The 20,227-nt window shown below is 61.3% G+C and carries 20 protein-coding genes; 17 read left to right on the top strand and 3 right to left on the bottom strand.

All coding sequences use genetic code 11. The features are described 5' to 3' along the window. Window positions 1-12 precede the first annotated feature (12 nt). Together AC4PR2_RS13835 and AC4PR2_RS13830 are read left to right on the top strand one after the other, a co-directional pair. Entirely contained in the window at window positions 13-1,923 is a 1,911-nt protein-coding gene (locus AC4PR2_RS13835; protein ID WP_443014583.1) for an NAD(P)-binding protein, read from the top strand. Further along, complete coding sequence (locus AC4PR2_RS13830) at window positions 1,920-3,104, top strand: c-type cytochrome (RefSeq protein WP_197658719.1); 1,185 nt, start codon at window positions 1,920-1,922, stop codon at window positions 3,102-3,104. Before AC4PR2_RS13835 ends, AC4PR2_RS13830 begins: the two co-directional genes overlap by 4 nt. A 37-nt stretch (window positions 3,105-3,141) precedes the next feature. Here AC4PR2_RS13830 and hmpA read toward each other — a convergent pair whose 3' ends face one another. Next, window positions 3,142-4,332, bottom strand: a complete 1,191-nt coding sequence (gene hmpA / locus AC4PR2_RS13825; protein WP_197658718.1) for an NO-inducible flavohemoprotein — start codon at window positions 4,330-4,332, stop codon at window positions 3,142-3,144. Window positions 4,333-4,689: 357 nt separating this feature from the next. Between hmpA and glyA the strand changes: the two genes are divergently transcribed. Both glyA and AC4PR2_RS13815 read left to right on the top strand, forming a co-directional pair. After that, window positions 4,690-5,943, top strand: a complete 1,254-nt coding sequence (glyA, locus tag AC4PR2_RS13820) for a serine hydroxymethyltransferase (RefSeq protein WP_025303922.1) — start codon at window positions 4,690-4,692, stop codon at window positions 5,941-5,943. Window positions 5,944-6,101: 158 nt separating this feature from the next. Then, window positions 6,102-7,247 carry a 3-phenylpropionate MFS transporter gene (locus tag AC4PR2_RS13815; protein ID WP_038874523.1) on the top strand — a complete coding sequence of 382 codons (1,146 nt, stop codon included), beginning with the start codon at window positions 6,102-6,104 and terminating at the stop codon, window positions 7,245-7,247. On the opposite strand, the gene csiE is transcribed toward AC4PR2_RS13815, so the two are convergent. After that, window positions 7,248-8,513, bottom strand: a complete 1,266-nt coding sequence (gene csiE, locus AC4PR2_RS13810; protein WP_147840199.1) for a stationary phase inducible protein CsiE — start codon at window positions 8,511-8,513, stop codon at window positions 7,248-7,250. A gap of 182 nt (window positions 8,514-8,695) precedes the next feature. Here csiE and AC4PR2_RS13805 point away from each other — a divergent pair, with 182 nt between their 5' ends. Both AC4PR2_RS13805 and AC4PR2_RS13800 read left to right on the top strand, forming a co-directional pair. Further along, complete coding sequence (locus tag AC4PR2_RS13805) at window positions 8,696-9,331, top strand: DUF1007 family protein (protein WP_033651572.1); 636 nt, start codon at window positions 8,696-8,698, stop codon at window positions 9,329-9,331. Next, the gene (locus tag AC4PR2_RS13800) at window positions 9,322-10,344 is read left to right on the top strand and encodes a nickel/cobalt transporter (protein WP_492175243.1); all 1,023 of its coding nucleotides are present in this window, start codon (window positions 9,322-9,324) and stop codon (window positions 10,342-10,344) included. Before AC4PR2_RS13805 ends, AC4PR2_RS13800 begins: the two co-directional genes overlap by 10 nt. A 57-nt stretch (window positions 10,345-10,401) precedes the next feature. Here the strand turns inward: AC4PR2_RS13800 and suhB are convergent, their stop codons facing one another. Next, window positions 10,402-11,205 (bottom strand): inositol-1-monophosphatase, encoded by an 804-nt coding sequence (gene suhB / locus AC4PR2_RS13795; protein ID WP_004941400.1) that lies wholly within the window; start codon window positions 11,203-11,205, stop codon window positions 10,402-10,404. A gap of 119 nt (window positions 11,206-11,324) precedes the next feature. Here suhB and trmJ point away from each other — a divergent pair, with 119 nt between their 5' ends. The 11 genes from trmJ to sseB all read left to right on the top strand — a co-directional run bounded on the left by trmJ (window position 11,325) and on the right by sseB (window position 20,141). After that, window positions 11,325-12,059: a tRNA (cytosine(32)/uridine(32)-2'-O)-methyltransferase TrmJ gene (trmJ, locus tag AC4PR2_RS13790; RefSeq protein ID WP_025303916.1), complete on the top strand. Its 735-nt coding sequence runs from the start codon at window positions 11,325-11,327 to the stop codon at window positions 12,057-12,059. Between the two features lie 193 nt (window positions 12,060-12,252). Beyond that, window positions 12,253-12,747 carry a Fe-S cluster assembly transcriptional regulator IscR gene (gene iscR / locus AC4PR2_RS13785; RefSeq protein ID WP_004941404.1) on the top strand — a complete coding sequence of 165 codons (495 nt, stop codon included), beginning with the start codon at window positions 12,253-12,255 and terminating at the stop codon, window positions 12,745-12,747. 54 nt (window positions 12,748-12,801) lie between these two features. Next, entirely contained in the window at window positions 12,802-14,016 is a 1,215-nt protein-coding gene (gene iscS, locus AC4PR2_RS13780; protein WP_015378780.1) for a cysteine desulfurase, read from the top strand. Window positions 14,017-14,040: 24 nt separating this feature from the next. Next, a complete protein-coding gene (iscU, locus tag AC4PR2_RS13775) occupies window positions 14,041-14,427 on the top strand; it encodes a Fe-S cluster assembly scaffold IscU (RefSeq protein ID WP_004941408.1) in 387 nt (128 codons plus the stop codon). 54 nt (window positions 14,428-14,481) lie between these two features. Further along, on the top strand, window positions 14,482-14,805 hold the full coding sequence (gene iscA / locus AC4PR2_RS13770) for an iron-sulfur cluster assembly protein IscA (protein ID WP_004941410.1): 324 nt from the start codon (window positions 14,482-14,484) through the stop codon (window positions 14,803-14,805). A 62-nt stretch (window positions 14,806-14,867) separates the two neighbouring features. Next, window positions 14,868-15,389 carry a co-chaperone HscB gene (gene hscB, locus AC4PR2_RS13765; RefSeq protein WP_336948815.1) on the top strand — a complete coding sequence of 174 codons (522 nt, stop codon included), beginning with the start codon at window positions 14,868-14,870 and terminating at the stop codon, window positions 15,387-15,389. 32 nt (window positions 15,390-15,421) lie between these two features. Then, window positions 15,422-17,272 (top strand): Fe-S protein assembly chaperone HscA, encoded by a 1,851-nt coding sequence (gene hscA / locus AC4PR2_RS13760; RefSeq protein ID WP_060424938.1) that lies wholly within the window; start codon window positions 15,422-15,424, stop codon window positions 17,270-17,272. Window positions 17,273-17,274: 2 nt separating this feature from the next. Further along, complete coding sequence (fdx, locus tag AC4PR2_RS13755) at window positions 17,275-17,610, top strand: ISC system 2Fe-2S type ferredoxin (protein WP_004941417.1); 336 nt, start codon at window positions 17,275-17,277, stop codon at window positions 17,608-17,610. A 32-nt stretch (window positions 17,611-17,642) separates the two neighbouring features. Then, a complete protein-coding gene (gene iscX, locus AC4PR2_RS13750) occupies window positions 17,643-17,843 on the top strand; it encodes a Fe-S cluster assembly protein IscX (RefSeq protein ID WP_006327336.1) in 201 nt (66 codons plus the stop codon). Between the two features lie 83 nt (window positions 17,844-17,926). Beyond that, on the top strand, window positions 17,927-19,222 hold the full coding sequence (gene pepB / locus AC4PR2_RS13745) for an aminopeptidase PepB (RefSeq protein ID WP_033635597.1): 1,296 nt from the start codon (window positions 17,927-17,929) through the stop codon (window positions 19,220-19,222). A gap of 70 nt (window positions 19,223-19,292) precedes the next feature. After that, a complete protein-coding gene (gene sseB / locus AC4PR2_RS13740; protein ID WP_492175237.1) occupies window positions 19,293-20,141 on the top strand; it encodes an enhanced serine sensitivity protein SseB in 849 nt (282 codons plus the stop codon). Window positions 20,142-20,227: the final 86 nt, after the last annotated feature.

Raw genomic sequence — 20,227 nt, 5'->3', positions numbered from 1 at the left:
AAGGAAGCCTATATGGGTATCACCAGACGCGATTTTCTCAACGGGGTGGCGATCACCATCGCCGCCGGGTTGACGCCGCTGCAAATCTTGCGCGCGTCGCCGCAAACCGCCAATCAAACCCTGTACTACCCGCCGGCGCTGACCGGGCTGCGGGGTAACCATCCGGGCTCGTTCGAGCATGCGCACCAGCTGGGGCGCGACGGTAAAACCTTTGATTTCGGCAGCGTACCCGCCGTTGAAGAGTTCGATCTGGTGGTGGTCGGCGCCGGCATCAGCGGGCTGGCGGCCGCCTGCTTCTGGCAGCAGTTGAAAGGCGAGCAGCAGCGCATTTTGCTGATCGACAACCATGACGACTTCGGCGGCCACGCCAAGCGCAACGAATTCAACACCGACGACGGCATGCTGCTCGGCTACGGCGGCAGCGAATCGCTGCAGTCGCCGCGCTCCAACTTCAGCCCGGTGGCGATGGGGCTGCTGCGCAAGCTCGGCGTCGATATCGACCAACTGGAGCAGGCGTTTGACACCACTTTCTACCCGGATCTGAACCTGAGCCGCGGGGTTTACTTCGATCGCAAGAACTTCGGCGTCGACAAGGTGGTGAGCGGCGATCCGGGCCGCACGGTGGCGGACGACATTCCGCGCGATCGCCTCAACGGCCGCTCTTATGAAGCGTTCATCGGTGATTTCCCGCTGCCGGAAAGCGATCGCCAGGCGCTGATCGCACTGCATACGGTGGAGAAAGATTATCTGCCGGAGATGACGCTGGAGCAGAAGGTCGAGTGGCTCGATACCCACAGCTACACCCAGTTCCTGCGTGAAAAAGTGGGCCTGAGCGAGCTGGCGATCCGTTATTTCCAGCAGACCACCAACGACTTCCAGGCGGTGGGCATCGACGGCACGTCGTGCAGCGATGCGCGCATCTGCGATCTGCCGGGCCTCGGCGGCATGAATTTGCCGCCGCTGGACGAAGAGTCGCAGGCGGATCTCGACGATCCTTACGTGTTCCACTTCCCGGACGGCAACGCCACGCTGACGCGCCTGATGGTGCGCAAGCTGATCCCGGCGGTGGCGCCGGCCGGCAAAGACATGAACGACGTGGTACTGGCAAAATTCGACTACAGCCAGCTCGATCGGCCGGAGTCGCCGGTGAAGCTGCGTTTGAACAGCACCGGGCTGCACGCGGCCAACGTCGGCGACAAGGTGGAAGTCACTTACATGACCGGCGAGAAGATGACCAAGGTGCGCGCCGGGCAGGTGGTGATGGCCGGCTACAACATGATGATTCCGTACCTGGTGCCGGAGATGTCGCACGAGCAGCAGGAGGCGCTCAAGCAGAACGTCAAGGCGCCGTTGGTGTACAGCAAAGTGGTGATCCGCAACTGGCAGCCGTTCATCAAGCTGGGCGTGCACGAAATTTATTCGCCGGCCGCGCCGTACAGCCGCGTGAAGCTGGACTACCCGGTGAGCATGGGCGGGTATCAGCACCCGCGCAATCCGGATCGGCCAATCGGCCTGCATATGGTCTACGTGCCGACGCTGCCGGGCAGCGGCCTCAGCCCGCGCGAGCAGTCGCGCAAAGGGCGCGCGCTGCTGCTGGGCACGCCGTTCGAGGTGCATGAGCAGATGATCCGCGAACAGCTGCAGGGCATGCTGGGCGAGGCGGGTTTCGACCATCAGCGCGACATTCAGGCGATCACCGTCAACCGCTGGTCGCACGGTTACTCCTACTTTCTCAACGGGCTGTTTGATGACGAAGACGAAGCCAAGAAAATCATCGAAACGGCGCGGCAGCCGATCGGCAAGATCGTTATCGCCAACTCCGATTCCGACTGGAGCCCGTACGCCAACTCGGCGATCGATCAGGCGTGGCGCGCGGTGAACGAACTGGCCTACGGCAAGGTTGCCGCCAAGGAGGGAGCATGAGTCTGCGTTCGCTGTACCTGTTGAGCCTGCTGGCGGCCGGCGGCTCGGCCCAGGCGATGTCGGCCGGGGAATATGTCGCCAAGGCCGGCGACTGCACCGCCTGCCACACCGCGCCGGGCGGCGCTGAACTGGCGGGAGGCATGAAGTTCCCGACGCCGCTCGGGGCTATCTACGCCACCAACATCACGCCGGACAAGCTGCACGGCATCGGTGCCTATTCGTTCGAGGAGTTCGATCGCGCCATGCGCCAGGGGGTGGCCAAAGACGGTCACCGGCTTTACCCGGCGATGCCGTATACCTCGTACGCCAAAATGAGCGCGGAAGACATGCGCGCGCTGTATGACTACCTGATGAATGAGGTGCCGGCGCAGAACGTCGCCAACCGGGACAGCGACATCAGCTGGCCGCTGTCGATGCGTTGGCCGCTGGCGGTGTGGAACCAGTTGTTCCACGACGACCAGCCGTATCAGGCAGATCCGCAGCAAAGCGCCGAGTGGAACCGCGGCGCCTACCTGGTACAGGGCGCGGGCCATTGCGGCAGCTGCCACACGCCGCGCGGCTGGGCGATGCAAGAGAAGGGGCTGGACGGTAAGGAACCGGTGTTCCTGAGCGGCGCCGAGCTGGACGGCTGGTACGCCTCCAATCTGCGCGGCCTGCCGCCGGAAGAGGTGACGGCGCTGCTGAAAACCGGCCGCAGCCGCCATGCGGCGGTCGCCGGGCCGATGAGCGAGGTGGTGACCCACAGTACGCAGTATCTCAGCGACGGCGATTTGAACGCCATCGCGGTGTACCTGCGCAGCCTGGCGCCGGAAACCGCCGCCAAAGCCGCTGCGCCTGCCGTGCAGGCGAATAATCCGGGCGGCAAGGCGACCTACGCGATGTACTGCTCGACCTGCCACGGCAACAAGGGCGAGGGCACCGATTTTGTCATTCCGGCGCTGGCGGGCAATGCCACGGTAACGGCGGACAATCCGCTGACCGCGCTGCGGGTAGTGCTGGAAGGGGCGCATACCCCGGCCACGCAGCAGGCGATGGCGTTCGATATGCCGGCTTACGGCTGGGCGTTGAACGATCGGCAGGCGGCGGATCTGATGAGCTATCTGCGGGGAAGCTGGGGCAACCAGGCGGCGCCGGTGACGGTGCAGCAGGTGCAGGACGCGCGCCAGCTGCAGGCGAAATGAGGGGGGAGCGCGGTCTGACGGCCGCGCTCCGCAAGCATTACAGCACCTTATGCGGGCCGAAACATTCGTAGTGGATGCGTTCGGCCTCTACGCCCATCTCCAGCAGTTGTTTGCCCACGAACTGCATGAAGGCCACCGGGCCGCAGAAGTAATAGTGCATCTGCGGATCGGCCAGGCTGCCTTGCAGCGCGCTCAAATCCATCAATCCGCGGCTGTGGTAGTCGCGGCCTTCCACGTCATCGGCACCCGGCTCGCGGTACCACACATGGCGGCTCAGATTCGGCATACGCCCGGCAATATCCGCTACCTCATCGGCAAAGGCGTGCACGCTGCCGTTTTCCGCCGCGTGCAGCCAGTGGACCTGCGCCTGATGCTGGTTGTCGTGCAGGGTGTTGAGCATGCCGAGCATCGGGGTTTGGCCGACGCCGGCGGAGATCAGCGCCACCGGCGTGGTCGGCGCCACGTCGAGGAAGAAGTCGCCGTGCGGCGGGGCGATGTAGATCACGTCGCCTTCCTGCGCCTGCTGGTGCAGGTAGTTGGACACTTTCCCCTGATCTTCGCGCTTCACCGCGATGCGGTAGAACTCGCCGTTCGGCGAGGTGGTCAGCGAGTACTGGCGAATTTCCTGATGCTCCAGGCTGTCGTGCTTGATGTAGACCGCCAGGTATTGCCCCGGTTTGAAGTCCGCCACCCGGCCGCCGTCCACCGGCGCCAGCACGAAGCTGCAGATCACGTCGCTCTGCGGCTGTTTCTTCAGGATGCGGAATGCGCGCAGATCGCGCCAGCCGCCGTTGTCGGTTTCGCTCTGCTGATAAATCTGCTCTTCACGCTGGATAAATACGTTGGCCAGCACGCCGTAGGCTTTGCCCCAGGCGTCCAGGACTTCCTGACCCGGGCTGAACATTTCGTCCAGCGTCGCCAGCAGGTGACCGCCGACGATGTTGTACTGCTCCGGCTGGATATTGAAGCTGGTGTGCTTCTGCGCGATGCGCTCCACCGCCGGCAGCAGCGCCGCCAGGTTCTCGATGTTGGCGGCATAGGCGCAGATGGCGTCGAACAGCGCTTGACGCTGATCGCCGTTGCGCTGGTTGCTCATGTTGAAAATGTCTTTCAATTCCGGGTTGTGCGCGAACATGCGATCGTAAAAGTGGGCGGTCAGCTTCGGCCCGGTCGCAGCCAGCAGGGGAAGGGTGGATTTCACGGTGGCGATGGTTTGGCTATCCAGCATGGAAGCGCTCCTTGGGTTGGGATCTTGACGAGAATTTTAATGATGTATTTTAAATACATCTTATGGGGTTCCGCGTCGCTTGTAAATACCCTTGTTTTCGTTGCGGTGTTCTTCGGGCGTCGATCGCGCTCACAGAACATGAAAAAAGCGCATCGTTCGCATGAGGAAATGTCCGTTGATAAACGGCGGCGTTTCGCGGATCAAAGCCTTGCGCCACCTTATGCCAATCGTTTGCGTAAAAACCTCTGTCAAGACCTATCTTCGGTGGGGCGAAACGGTTTACACTGTGGCCCAGAACCCAAACGGGTAGTTATTTGGTGATTTTTTAGTTAGCTGATTTAAGTCAGGAGATGCCGGATGTTAAAGCGTGAAATGAACATTGCCGATTACGATGCGGAACTGTGGCGTGCCATGGAGCAGGAAGTGGTGCGTCAGGAAGAGCACATCGAGCTGATCGCGTCTGAGAACTACACCAGCCCGCGCGTGATGCAGGCTCAGGGTTCCCAGCTGACCAACAAATACGCTGAAGGCTATCCGGGCAAGCGTTACTACGGCGGCTGCGAATACGTGGATATCGTTGAGCAGCTGGCTATCGATCGCGCCAAAGAATTGTTCGGCGCCGATTACGCCAACGTGCAGCCGCACTCCGGCTCCCAGGCTAACTTCGCCGTGTACACCGCGCTGCTGCAGCCGGGCGACACCATTCTGGGCATGAACCTGGCGCACGGCGGCCACCTGACCCACGGTTCCCCGGTCAACTTGTCCGGCAAACTGTATAACGTGGTGCCTTACGGCATCGACGACAAAGGTCAAATCGACTATGACGATCTGGCCAAGCAGGCGCAAACCCACAAGCCGAAAATGATCATCGGCGGCTTCTCCGCCTACTCCGGCGTGGTTGACTGGGCCAAAATGCGCGAAATCGCCGACAGCATCGGCGCTTACCTGTTCGTCGACATGGCGCACGTGGCCGGCCTGATCGCCGCCGGCGTGTACCCGAACCCGGTACCGCACGCGCACATCGTCACCACCACCACCCACAAAACCCTGGCGGGCCCGCGCGGCGGCCTGATCCTGGCGAAGGGCGGCGACGAAGAGCTGTACAAGAAGCTGAACTCCGCCGTGTTCCCTGGCGGCCAGGGCGGCCCGCTGATGCACGTGATCGCCGGCAAGGCGGTGGCGCTGAAAGAAGCGATGGAGCCTGAGTTCAAGGTTTACCAGCAGCAAGTGGCGGTCAACGCCAAGGCGATGGTGGACGTGTTCCTGCAGCGCGGCTACAAAGTGGTCTCCGGCGGCACCCATAACCACCTGTTCCTGCTGGATCTGGTCGACAAAAACCTGACCGGTAAAGAAGCGGACGCCGCCCTGGGCCGCGCCAACATCACCGTCAACAAAAACAGCGTGCCGAACGATCCGAAGAGCCCGTTCGTTACCTCCGGCGTGCGTATCGGCACCCCGGCCGTGACCCGTCGCGGCTTCAAAGAGGCCGACGTGCGCGAACTGGCCGGTTGGATCTGCGATGTGCTGGACAACATCAACGATGAAGCCACCATCGAACGCACCAAGAAGAAAGTGCTGGATATCTGCGCCCGCCTGCCGGTTTACGCATAATCCCGCTTTCGCCCAAAAAAAACCCGCTGCGGCGGGTTTTTTTTATGCCCGCCAGCAGCAAACTGTGAACTGTCTGGCACTCTAACGCATTGAAGTGGAATGACGATTGCGGGGCAGTGTGAGCTCTGTCAAAGTATTGCCCTCACTCCGGAGGGATCATGGTTCTGCAATCAACGCGTTGGCTCGCTCTCAGTTATTTCACCTACTTCTTTTCCTATGGCATTTTCTTACCGTTCTGGGGCGTGTGGCTGAAAGGCGAGGGCATCGCGCCGGAAACCATCGGCATGTTGCTCGGTGCCGGCTTGGTGGCCCGCTTCCTCGGCAGTTTACTGATTGCACCCCGCGTTAAAGATCCCTCTCATTTAGTCTCCGCCCTGCGCCTGCTGGCGCTGCTGACCTTGGCCTTCGCGGTCGGCTTTTGCTTTGGCAACGGCTGGGGCTGGCTGATGCTGGTGATAGCGGGGTTCAACCTGTTCTTCTCGCCGCTGGTGCCGCTGACCGACGCGCTGGCCGGCACCTGGCAAAAGCAGATCCGCATGGACTACGGCCGGGTAAGGTTGTGGGGCTCGCTGGCGTTCGTCATCGGCTCGGCGCTGACCGGGCAGCTGGTGGCGGTGTGGGGCCATAACGCGATTCTCTACAGCCTGATCTTCAGCGTGTTGGCGATGCTGCTGGGCATGTTGCTGAAGCCGAGCGTCATGCCGCAGGGCGAAGCGCGCACGCACAGCGGAGCTGAGCGCTCGCTGTGGGCACTGCTGAAAGAAGGGCCGGTCTGGCGCTTCCTGTTGTGCGTCACGCTGCTGCAGGGGGCGCATGCCGGCTACTACAGCTTCGGCTCCATTTACTGGCAGGAGGCGGGCTATTCGGCCTCGACCATCGGCTATCTGTGGTCGCTCGGCGTAGTGGCGGAGGTGATTATTTTCGCCAGCAGCAACGTGCTGTTCCGCCGCTGGAATGCGCGCAACCTGCTGTTGCTCTCCGCCTGCTGCGGCGTGCTGCGCTGGAGCCTGATGGCCTACAGCACCGAGCTGGGCTGGCTGCTGCTGATCCAGATCCTGCACTGCGGCACCTTCACCGTCTGCCATCTGGCGGCGATGCGCTTTATCGCCGCACGCCAGGGACAAGAGGTGATCCGGCTGCAGGCGGTCTATTCTGCGCTGGCGATGGGCGGCGGCATCGCCGTCATGACGGTCATTGCCGGGTTCCTGTTCGAACATTGGCAGGGCGGGGTATTCTGGGTGATGGCGGCGGTCGCGGTGCCGGCCTTGTTCATCCGGCCGCCGGCGGTCAGCGTCAGCCGCTGATTAAGGGGCTTCCAGCAGCGCGCGGATCGCCTGGCGCTGCCGGGTTTCCAGCGGCAGTTCGGTATAGATCAGCGGCGGGTGCGGATCGCTGTGCACCGCCGCATAAGGGGTGATCACCAGCATGACGCCCTGCGGCGCGCCGCCGCGCAGATAGTCGCTCAGCGGCAGGTACTTGATGTTCAGCGGCAGCAGCGTGAGCTCGCGGATCTGGTATTCCACTTCTTCTTCCAACTGCGGGTTGTCCAGCGTCAGCAGCAGCACCTGTTTTTCTTGCAGCGCGTTGTCCTGCATCAGCCAGGCGCCGAAGCTGATGGCCACCAGGCCGGCCTCCTCATTGGAAAAATGCACGCCGTATTCCTGCTCCAGCGGTTTCAGCGCTTCCTGCGTGGTGCGCATCAGCCGCGGGTATTTGCGCACCACTTCTTCCAGCAGCATATTGTCGATGCCGATGGCGAAACGGCAGCGCTCCAGCGCCGGCGCCAGGTGGGCGAACAGCTGGCTGACCAGCTCAGTTTTGCTGCTGAAGGCCATGCCGGAAAGTTGCTGGAAGCGCTCGACCATGCTGTCGATGGCCGTCATCAGCCGCTGTTCCTGCGCGGAGTCGTTGCTGTGGTAGCTGTGATTTTTCAACATGGTAAACGTCAGCGCCAAAAAATCGCGCTCGTCTGCCTGCGGCGGCTGATTAAACAGCCGGTTGCAGGCCTGATGCAGCCAGGCGGCGGCCTGCTGCTCCGGTTTTTGCCGCAGCCAGTCACGCTGAACGGCGTCGAAACGCGGATGCTGCCGCAGGCGATTTTGCCAGGCGCAGTAGAGCAGATAATGCTGCAGGAATTGGCGGTCGCGTGCATCGAAGCGGCGGTTGAGCAGCGGCTCGCAGGCATCGATCGCCTCTGCCAGCGCAGACGCCGGGGCGGCATCGGCCGCCAGCGCGTGCCGCAGGCGCGGGGCGAAATCGCCTTCAACGAATTGCGGGCTGCAGCGCAGGGCCCGCCGCAGCCAATGGATCAGGCACAGGCGCTGGTCGAGCGTGCTGCCCCGCAGTTGGTAACCACGATCGTGATCGACGGCGATCTCCAGGTGGTGGAAACGCTGGATTTCACTGGCCACCTCGGCTATATCTTGCCGGGTTATCGGGGGGGCGACGCCGTTGATTCGGCTCAGGGTCTCCAGCTGTAACTCGGGCTCCGGCGTGTACAGCATCAGCAGCAGATGGCAGCGCCGTTGTTGTCCGGAGAGCTCGGGCACGGGAGAGGTGTCCAGGCTCATTATCACCTTCCGGCATAAAAGGTTGCGATTATGCCTAAGCATAGCAAAAGGCTTTGTAATGGCAGGGTTACCGCGCGGCTTTTACTTCGGCTTACAACTTTCGTCACAAATATTGCCGGGAGAGGCGGGCCGTTCGGTATTTATTTGTGTTACGTTATAACAAATGCAGGTAAGACAGGATAATGATGAAGTTACGTCGTCTTTTGGCTGCCTTCGGCGCCGTGTTCAGCGCCGGTGCGATCGCGCATCCGCACAGCTTTATCGACATGAATACCACCTTCGTCGCCAAAGACCAGCGGCTGGTCGGCCTGAAAATGGTGTGGGTGATGGATGAAATCACCTCGGCGGATCTGCTCTACGATGCGAAAAACGCCAAGAGCGATTCGGAAGTGTGGAAAAAGCTGGCGGCGGAAGTGATGGCCAACGTGCTGGGGCAGCACTATTTCACCGATCTTTACCGCGACGGCAAGCCGGTGAAATACCTGAACTTGCCCAGCGAATATCACCTGTCGCGCCAGGGCAATCAGGCGGTGCTGGAGTTCGTGCTGCCGTTGGCCGAGCCACAGCCGCTGGCGGGCAAGCCGTTCGAACTTTCTACTTACGATCCGACTTATTTCGTGGATATGACCTATAAAGACCAAAATGCGCTGCATCTGCCGCCGGAGATGGCGCAGCTGTGTAGCTATAAGCTGATGACGCCGAAGCCGAATGCGTCGCTGCAGGCCTATGCGCTGTCGCTCGACAAGAACGACTCGCCCGGTGAAGACCTGGCGCTGGGGCAGCAGTTCGCCCAACGGGTGACGCTGCAATGTCGTTAAATTTCTCACCACCGACGACGAACCGACGCCACTGGGCCTTCGGTCTGTGGCCGCTGCTGCCGTTCACGCTGGCGTTGGCGGCCGCCGCGCTGCTGGCGTGGCACTATTGGCCGCAGCTGCTGATGCAGAGCGTGGTATGGCAAAAAGCGCTGCACCAGCAGATGGCGGGGCTGTTGCAGCAGGTGAAGGCCGCGCCGCAGCAGGCCGGGCTGGCGCTGATGCTGTTCAGCCTCGGCTATGGCGTCTTGCATGCGCTCGGCCCCGGCCACGGCAAAGTGGTGATCGCCACCTACCTGGCTACCCATCCGGCGCGGCTGAAAAGCAGCCTGAAGCTGACCTTCGCCGCCTCGCTGGTGCAGGGTGGGGTAGCGATCGCGCTGGTCACGCTGATGCTGGTGGTATTGCAGCTCTCTTCGCGCCAGCTGCACCAAAGCAGCTTCTGGCTGGAAAAGGGCAGTTTTATTCTGGTGATGCTGCTTGGCGTGCTGCTGAGTTGGCTCGCGCTGAAACGCCTGTTTGCGGCGATCAAGGCGATGCGCCCGGCGCCGGCGCTGTGCATCAACAGCCTGACGCCGCTGGCGGCGGATCATGTGCACAGCGCCCACTGCGGCTGCGGCCACCGGCATCTGCCGAGCGACAGCGAGCTGCAGGCGGGAAGCGACTGGCGCACTCAGGCCGCCATCGTGCTGGCGATGGGCATGCGCCCCTGTTCGGGGGCGATTTTGGTGCTGCTGTTCTCCAAGGTGATCGGCGTGTTCGGCTGGGGAGTGATCTCCGCGCTGGCGATGGCGTTCGGCACCTCGTTGACCATCTCGATGCTGGCGCTGCTGGTGCATTACAGTCGCCGGCTGGCGGTGCGCCTCAGCCGTTCGCGTGCCCCCGCCGCCTGGAGCGCGGTGGCCTGGGGGGCATTGGCGCTGGCCGGCGGCCTGATCCTGTTGGCTGCGGGGCTGTTGCTGTACGTCAGCGCGCAGCCGGAATTCGGCGGCGGCATCCGGCCCTTCTCCCGCTAACGGGCATAAAAAAAGCGCTGCATCGGCAGCGCTTTTTTTTCGATTCGCTTCTGGCGATTAACGCTTCAGCGCTTCGCTCAGTTCTTCACGCATGGTGGCCAGCATGGCTTTCACTACGCGCGGGTTGCCTGCAACCACGTTGCCGGAGCTGAAGTGGTTGTGGCCACCGACGAAGTCGGTCACCAGGCCGCCGGCTTCACGCACCAGCAGTTCGCCCGCGGCGAAATCCCACGGCTTCAGGCCGATTTCGAAGAACCCGTCTACGCGGCCGGCGGCCACATAGGCCAGATCCAGCGCGGCGGAACCGGTGCGGCGGAAGTCTGCACACTGGGTGAACAGTTTGCCGACGATGTTGATGTAAGGCGTTGCGTGCTGCTTGACCTTGAACGGGAAGCCGGTCGCCAGGATGGTGCCATCCAGATCTTTGGCGTTGGTGCCGCGCAGGCGGTAACCGTTGAGCTGTGCGCCCTGGCCGCGAGTGGCGGTGAACAGTTCGTTGCGCATCGGATCGTAGACCACGGCCACTTCAGTACGGCCTTTGATGCGTACGGCGATGGAAACGGAGAAATGAGGGAAACGTTTGATGAAGTTTGCAGTGCCATCCAGTGGATCGATCACCCATTGCACATCGCGATCTTCGCCGATCAGCTCACCGCGTTCTTCGCTCACGATACTGTGTTGCGGATAAGACTTGCGGATGACGTCGATGATCAGATGCTCTGCATCGCGATCGACGTTGGTGACGAAGTCATTGGTCCCTTTCTGGCTCGCTTCTACAGCGTCCGGGGTTTCGTAGTTTTTGGCAATCAGGTTACCGGCCTTGCGCGCAGCGCGCACGGCGATAGTCAGCATCGGATGCATGGGTATCTTCCAACTAGGATGTTAAAGAACAGGAAACGGCGCGAAGTATAGCAGCTGTTCGGCAAATTGCCTATGGCTGTGTTAAGATGCTGCGATTTTCCGCCACGCTCAGAGTTTGTATGCTGCACAATATCCGCATTGTTCTGGTAGAGACTTCACATACCGGCAACATGGGCTCGACCGCCAGAGCCATGAAAACCATGGGTTTAACCAACCTTTATCTGGTTAATCCGCTGATCAAACCCGACTCTCAGGCCATCGCCCTGGCCGCCGGTGCCAGCGACGTGATCGGCAACGCCACTATCGTCGATACCCTCGATGACGCCATCGCCGGCTGTAGCCTGGTGGTGGGCACCAGCGCACGTTCTCGCACCTTGCCGTGGCCGATGCTGGAGCCGCGTGAATGCGGCGTGCGCGCGGTGCACGAGGGCGAACACGCGCCGGTGGCGCTGGTGTTCGGCCGCGAACGCGTCGGGTTGACCAACGATGAACTGCAGAAGTGCCACTACCACGTCGCCATTCCGGCCAACCCGGACTACAGCTCGCTGAACCTGGCGATGGCGGTGCAGATACTGGCGTATGAAGTGCGCGTGGCTTACCTCGATCGCCAACAGGCGGGCGCGCCGCAGCTGGAAGAGACGCCGTATCCGCTGGTGGATGACCTCGAGCGTTTCTATCAGCATCTGGAGCAGACGCTGCAGCGCACCGGCTTTATTCGCCCGTCCCATCCGGGGCAGGTGATGAGCCGCCTGCGTCGGCTGTTCACCCGCGCGCGCCCGGAAGGGCAGGAGCTGAATATCCTGCGCGGCATGCTGACGTCGATCGAGAAACAGGATAAACATCAAGGTAATTAATTGATGTGGCATAACGGTGGGCGACAATAGTATTAGTTATCCAAAGGTTATAACATGTATTTTATATACCTTTGTTCTTGCTAAGTTCAAAACGTGCTAATACTTGAGTCAATTACTAGGTTAAATAGTTGACTGTTTTACTCAGGAATGTCAGACTTTCGGCCATATTTGACCAACAGGTAACCATTGAGCTATGAGACTGACATCCAAAGGCCGTTATGCCGTAACCGCTATGCTTGACGTAGCGCTGCATTCCCAGGAAGGGCCGGTACCACTGGCGGACATTTCCGAACGCCAGGGTATTTCGCTCTCTTATCTGGAACAATTATTCTCCCGTCTGCGCAAGAACGGCCTGGTGGCCAGCGTGCGTGGTCCGGGCGGTGGTTATCTGCTGGGTAAAGACGCGGGTGAGATCGCCGTTGGCGCTGTCATCACTGCCGTCGATGAATCGGTAGATGCAACCCGTTGCCAGGGCAAAGAAGGCTGTCAGGGCGGCGATCGCTGCTTGACCCACGCCCTGTGGCGCGATCTGAGCGAGCGCATCAGCGGGTTCCTGAACAACATTACGCTGGCAGAACTGGTCAATAACCAGGAAGTGCTGGTGGTGGCGGATCGTCAAAACAACGATACGCGCCGCACGGCCAACGGTCGTCCGCAAGAAACTATCAACGTTAATCTGCGCGCATAAGCAGCTGGCGAAATTTTTTTAGTTTTTGGAAGTGATGTACGGAGCACAAGAGCAATGAAATTACCGATTTATCTGGATTACTCAGCAACGACGCCGGTCGACCCGCGCGTTGCTGAGAAGATGATGCAGTTTTTGACCCTGGACGGCACTTTCGGCAACCCGGCTTCCCGTTCCCACCGTTTTGGTTGGCAGGCGGAAGAGGCGGTAGACATCGCCCGTAACCAAATCGCCGAACTGGTGGGCGCCGACCCACGCGAAATCGTCTTCACCTCCGGGGCGACCGAATCCGACAACCTGGCGATCAAAGGCGCTGCCAATTTCTACCAGAAAAAAGGCAAGCACATCATCACCAGCAAAACCGAACACAAAGCCGTGCTGGACACCTGCCGTCAGCTGGAGCGCGAAGGGTTTGAAGTGACCTACCTGGCGCCGCAGAGCAACGGCATCATCAGCCTGCAGGATCTCGAAGCGGCGATGCGCGATGACACCATTCTGGTCTCCATCATGCACGTCAATAACGAAATCGGCGTGGTGCAGGATATCGAAGCGATCGGCGAAATGTGCCGCGCGCGCGGTATCATCTACCACGTTGACGCCACCCAGAGCGTGGGCAAACTGCCTATCGATCTGAGCAAGCTGAAAGTCGACCTGATGTCGTTCTCCGGCCACAAAATCTATGGCCCGAAAGGCATCGGCGCGCTGTACGTGCGCCGCAAGCCGCGCATCCGCATCGAAGCGCAGGTACACGGCGGCGGTCACGAGCGCGGCATGCGTTCCGGCACCCTGCCTGTCCACCAGATCGTCGGCATGGGCGAAGCTTACCGCATCGCCAAAGAAGAGATGACCGAAGAGATGGCGCGTCTGCGCACCCTGCGCGATCGTCTGTGGAACGGCGTGAAAGATATGGAAGAAGTGTATCTGAACGGCGATCTGGAGCACGGCGCACCGAACATCCTGAACGTCAGCTTCAACTACGTTGAAGGCGAGTCGCTGATCATGGCGCTGAAAGACCTGGCCGTTTCTTCCGGTTCAGCCTGTACCTCCGCCAGCCTCGAGCCGTCCTACGTGCTGCGCGCGCTGGGCATGAGCGATGAATTGGCGCACAGCTCGATCCGTTTCTCCCTGGGGCGTTTCACCACGGAAGAAGAGATCGACTACACCATTCAACTGGTGCGTAAATCCATCGGCCGTCTGCGCGATCTGTCCCCACTGTGGGAGATGTTCAAGCAGGGCGTGGACATCAACAGCATCGAATGGGCGCATCATTAATTCTCAGGTTTCAGGAGCAAGGTCATGGCTTACAGCGAAAAAGTAATCGATCATTATGAAAACCCGCGCAACGTGGGTTCTTTCGACAACGAAGATCCTACCGTCGGCAGCGGCATGGTAGGGGCGCCGGCCTGCGGCGACGTGATGAAGCTGCAGATCAAGGTTAACGATGAAGGCATCATCGAAGACGCGCGCTTTAAAACTTACGGCTGCGGTTCCGCCATCGCCTCCAGCTCGCTGGTGACCGAATGGATGAAAGGCAAGTCGCTCGATCAGGCTGAAGCGATCAAAAACACCCAGATCGCCGAAGAGCTGGAATTGCCGCCGGTCAAAATTCACTGCTCGATCCTGGCTGAAGACGCCATCAAAGCAGCGATTGCCGACTATAAGAGCAAGCATAGCGCCAAGTAATTTGTCTGAGTCGGCCCGGCTGCGCCGGGCTTTGATGTGAAGTGTGAGGTTGTGATGTCTATTACCATGAGCGACAGCGCTGCGCAGCGTGTTCAGGCGTTTTTGACGAACCGCGGCAAAGGTCTCGGCCTGCGTCTGGGAGTGCGAACTTCCGGCTGCTCCGGGATGGCGTACGTGCTGGAATTTGTTGACGAAGCCAACGATGACGACATCGTGTTTGAAGACAAAGGCATCAAGGTGATCATCGACGGCAAGAGCCTGGTCTACCTTGACGGCACCGAGCTTGATTTCGTTAAGGAAGGCCTGAACGAAGGCTTCAAGTTCAACAACCCGAACGTCTCAAGCGAATGCGGCTGCGGCGAGAGTTTCAACGTCTGACAGTCCATCGTGCTCCCCCGTTTCGGCGGGGGAACTTCATCCGCTAACGCCCAGAGCACGCTATGGATTACTTTACTTTATTCGGGCTGCCAGTTCGCTACACCGTGGACGGCAGCCTGCTTGCGTCCCGCTTCCAGGATCTGCAGCGCCAATTCCACCCCGATCGTTTCGCCAACCAGCCGGAGCGCGAACGCCTGATGGCGTTGCAGCAGGCGGCGACCATCAACGAAGCCTACCAGGCGCTGAAGCACCCGTTAAAACGCGCGGAGTATATGCTATCTTTGCACGGCTTCGATCTGGGCAACGAACAGCATACGATGCGCGACATCGCGTTCCTGATGGAACAGCTGGAACTGCGCGAAGAGCTCGACGCCATTGAGCGCAAGCCGGAGGCGGAAAGCCTGCTGGCCGATTTCGGCGCGCGGCTGGCCGTCTCCATCAAGCAGCGCAGCGCGCTGATGCTGCAGCAGTTGGACAGTGAACAGTGGGCGGATGCCGCCGACACCGTGCGCAAGCTGCGCTTTTTGGACAAACTCCAGCAACAGGTTGAACAACTCGAAGAAAAACTGCTGGGTTTTGAGTAACACCTTCTGATTCTGATTGTGGAAGCTTCAACATGGCCTTATTACAAATTAGTGAGCCTGGCCTCAGCGCCGCGCCGCACCAGCGACGTCTGGCCGCCGGCATCGACTTAGGCACCACCAACTCGCTGGTCGCCACGGTGCGCAGTGGGCAAGCGGAAACGCTGGCCGACGAACAGGGCCGCCATTTGCTGCCTTCGGTGGTGCATTATCAGGCGGACGCGCAGCGCGTCGGCTGGGAGGCGCGCCAACAGGCGGCGCAGGATCCGGCCAATACCGTCAGCTCCATCAAACGCATGATGGGCCGCTCGTTGGCGGACGTGCAGCAACGTTACCCGAACTTGCCTTATCAATTCCAGGCCAGCGACAACGGCCTGCCGCTGATCGTCACCGCCGCCGGCCCGGTTAACCCGGTCGGCGTCTCCGCCGATATCCTGCGGGCCCTGTCCGCGCGCGCGCAAGCGGCGCTGGAAGGCGAGCTGGATGGCGTGGTGATCACCGTTCCCGCCTACTTCGACGACGCGCAGCGCCAGGGCACCAAAGACGCGGCGCGTCTGGCCGGCCTGCACGTCCTGCGCCTGCTGAATGAACCGACTGCGGCGGCGATCGCCTACGGGCTGGATTCCGGCCAGGAAGGGGTGATCGCGGTTTACGATCTGGGCGGCGGCACCTTTGATATCTCCATTCTGCGCCTCAGCCGCGGCGTGTTCGAAGTGCTGGCCACCGGCGGCGATTCCGCGCTGGGCGGCGACGACTTCGATCACCTGCTGGCCGACTGGCTGCGCGAGCAGGCCGGCGTGGCCGATCGCAGCGACCACGGCGTGCAGCGCCAGCTGCTGGATGCCGCTATCGCCGCCAAAATCGCGTTGAGCGATGCCGACAGCGTGCGCGTTGAGGTAGCCGGCTGGCAGGGCGAGGTGACCCGCGCCCAGTTCGAAGCATTGATCGCTCCGCTGGTGAAACGTACGTTGATGGCTTGCCGCCGCGCGCTGAAAGACGCCGGCGTCGCCGCCGACGAGGTGCTGGAAGCGGTGATGGTCGGCGGTTCCACCCGCGTGCCGCTGGTGCGTGAGCAGGTGGGGGCCTTCTTCGGCCGCACGCCGCTGACGTCGATCGATCCGGATAAAGTGGTCGCCATCGGCGCCGCGATCCAGGCCGACATCCTGGTGGGCAACAAGCCGGACAGCGACATGCTGCTGCTGGACGTGATCCCGCTGTCGCTGGGCCTCGAAACCATGGGCGGCCTGGTGGAGAAAGTGATCCCGCGCAACACCACCATTCCGGTGGCGCGCGCGCAGGAGTTCACCACCTTCAAAGACGGCCAGAGCGCGATGATGATCCACGTGCTGCAGGGCGAGCGTGAGCTGGTGCAGGATTGCCGTTCGCTGGCGCGCTTCACGCTGCGCGGCCTGCCGCCGCTGCCTGCCGGGGGGGCGCACATTCGCGTTACCTTCCAGGTGGATGCCGACGGTCTGCTGAGCGTCACCGCAATGGAGAAATCCACCGGCGTTGAAGCGTCGATCCAGGTCAAGCCGTCGTACGGCCTGTCGGACAGCGAAATCGCCGGCATGATCAAGGATTCGATGGCCAACGCGCAAAGCGACGTGGGCGCGCGCAAGCTGGCGGAGCAACGCGTGGAAGCCGCGCGGGTGCTGGAAAGCCTGCAGGGCGCGCTGGCCACCGACGCCGCGCTGCTGAGCGAGACGGAAAGCCAGGCGATCGCCGCCGCGACCCAGGCGTTGCAGCAGGCGGTGCAGGGGGAAGATCCCGCCGCTATCGAAGACGCCATCAAAACATTAGATGCACAAACGCAAGATTTTGCCGCGCGCCGCATGGACGCTTCCATTCGCCGCGCGCTGGCTGGCCATTCTGTGGATGAGGTTTAACCATGCCTAAAATTGTTTTCCTGCCCCATCAAGATCTTTGCCCGGAAGGGGCGGTTCTGGAAGCCGAAAAAGGGGAGTCGATCCTCAACGTTGCGCTGCGCAACGGCATTGAAATCGAGCACGCCTGCGAGAAATCCTGCGCCTGCACCACCTGCCACTGCATCGTACGTGAAGGCTTCGATTCGCTGGAAGAGAGCAGTGAGCTGGAAGACGACATGCTGGACAAAGCGTGGGGGCTGGAGCCGGAAAGCCGTCTGAGCTGCCAGGCGCTGGTCGCCGACGAAGATCTGGTGGTCGAAATGCCGCGCTACACCGTCAACCACGCGCGTGAGCATTAATTGTTAGCCGCAGCGCCAACCCGGAGATCATAATGGGACTGAAGTGGACCGACAGCCGAGAAATCGGCGAAGCCCTGTACGACCAATACCCGGACACCGATCCGAAAACCGTGCGTTTTACCGACATGCATCAGTGGATCTGCGATCTCGAAGAGTTCGACGACGATCCGCAGGCTTCCAACGAAAAAATACTGGAAGCGATCCTGCTGGTCTGGTTAGATGAAGCGGAGTAAATAGCGTAACGGGCTGCCATGGGCGGCCCGTTTATTTTGTATCCGACAAGATTAATAAAAGAATAATCCGGAGTAAGAAGGCTATGACAACAGAATTCATGCAGGTCACGCTGTCGCAACAACCTGCCGACGCCCGTTGGGGCGAAAAAGCGCTGCTCAGCACCAACGGCGAAGGGATGACCATCCACCTGACCGGCGCCGACAAGCTGGGCGCGATCCAGCGCGCGGGCCGCAAAATTGACGGTCAGGGCATCAAAAACGTCAAGCTGGCCGGCGACGGTTGGGACTTGGAAAACAGCTGGGCGTTTTGGCAGGGTTACCGCGGGCCGAAAGGGCAGCGCAACGTCGAATGGGCCGAGCTGCCGGAAGCCGCGCGTCAGGAGCTGGATAAGCGCCTGAAGATCGTTGACTGGGTGCGCGACACCATCAACATGCCGGCGGAAGAGCTGGGGCCAGAGCAACTGGCGACCCGCGCCGTCGATCTGATGTGCGACGTCGGCTGCGATGCCGTCAGCTACCGCATCACCAAGGGTGAAGATCTGCGCGAGCAGAACTATGCCGGCATCCACACCGTCGGCCGCGGCTCCGAGCGCCCACCGGTGCTGCTGGCGCTCGACTTCAACCCGACCGGTAACCCGGACGCGCCGGTGTTTGCCTGCCTGGTAGGCAAGGGCATCACCTTCGATACCGGCGGTTATAGCCTGAAACAGAGCGCCTTTATGGACTCGATGAAGGCTGACATGGGCGGTGCGGCCACCATCACCGGCGCCCTGGCGCTGGCGGCGGCGCGCGGCCTGAAGCAGCGCGTGAAACTGTACCTGTGCTGCGCCGACAACATGGTCAGCGGCAACGCCTTCAAACTGGGTGACATCATTCGCTACCGCAACGGCAAAACCGTTGAGGTGATGAACACCGATGCGGAAGGGCGCCTGGTGCTGGCCGATGGCCTGATCGACGCTTCTGAGCAGAATCCGCAGCTGATTATCGACTGCGCCACCCTGACCGGCGCGGCCAAAACCGCGGTCGGCAACGACTACCATGCGCTGTTCAGCTTCGACGACGCGCTGGCGCAGGAGCTGCTGAGCAGCGCCGCCGCCGAACAAGAGCCGTTCTGGCGTCTGCCGCTGGCCGAGTTCCACCGCAGCCAGCTGCCGTCCAACTTCGCCGAGCTGAACAACGTGGCCGGCCCGGCCTACACCGCCGGCGCCAGCACCGCGGCGGCCTTCCTGTCGCACTTCGTCAAGAATTACCAGCAAGGCTGGCTGCACATCGACTGTTCCGCCACCTACCGCAAAGGCGCGGTGGAGCAGTGGTCGGCCGGCGCGACCGGTTTGGGCGTGCGTACCCTGGCCAATCTGCTGCTGAGCAAAGCCAAATAATTGAACGCCCGCCGCGTCGGGCGCTAGAATGCGCATTATCTTCGGGGCCCAGCATGCTGGGCCTCGCTATTTGATCCCTGGAGTTTGCCATGAGTGCCCATCATCACGATGCCACCCGAGCGAGAACGAACTTGAACGCCTGCTGAAGCTGGCGGTGACGGAGCCGGCCCACCGCCCGGCGTTCTTCCGTGAATTGCTCGACGCCACGGTGCTGATCCTCGGCGACAGCGAGCAGGTGCAGCAGGACGGCGACATCGCGCTGAACGCGGATACGCCGGTCAATATCCAGCATTGGGAGAAGCAGGACGGCGGCAGCATCATTCCGTTCTTCACCTCGCTGGAGGCATTGCAGAAGGCCGTTGAGGACGAACAGCCGTTTATCGCTATGCCGGCGCGGGTGTTGTTCGAAATCACCCAGGGCGCTGATCTGTTCCTCAACCCGAAGGCGGAATACGGCAAGGAGTTCTATCCGGAAGAGGTGGCGATGCTGCTGGCGACCGGCGGCATTGTCAAACCGGTGGAGCATTACGTCGACAAAGAGACCCAAATCCTGCTGGGGCAGCCCGAAGAGTATCCGTCGGCGATGGTGGACGCGTTGACCACGCTGTTCAGCCAGCGCAAGCCGGTGCGCCGCGCGTTTCTGGCGCTGATGCACGACCAGGCGGCGGACGAGAAGCCGAATTTGCTGATCGGGCTGGAAGTGGACGCCGAGCCGGCGGAGATCGAGGCGTTGATCAACGAGGCCGGCAGCGTCGCCAGCGAAACGGCGCCGAACGACGAACCGGTGGATTTCTGCCTGGTGTCGGAGAAAGAGCGCGGCATCAGCCACTATCTGATCTCCCATACGCAGCCGTTTTATCAGCGCCGCTGGGGCAGCTGGCTGCGCAATTTGATCCCGTCTACCGACAAGACCCAGTAGCGCCGCCACGTTGTCGAAAATGGCCCATGAAGATCATATTTTTTTAATGAAATGTTGATTTTCCCGTAGGCAAGCGTTAACGGCGC

It is taken from the genome of Serratia sp. A07, from assembly GCF_058725505.1.
Note: the sequence above shows the minus strand (reverse complement) of the source record. Positions and strands in the feature narration are given on the sequence as shown.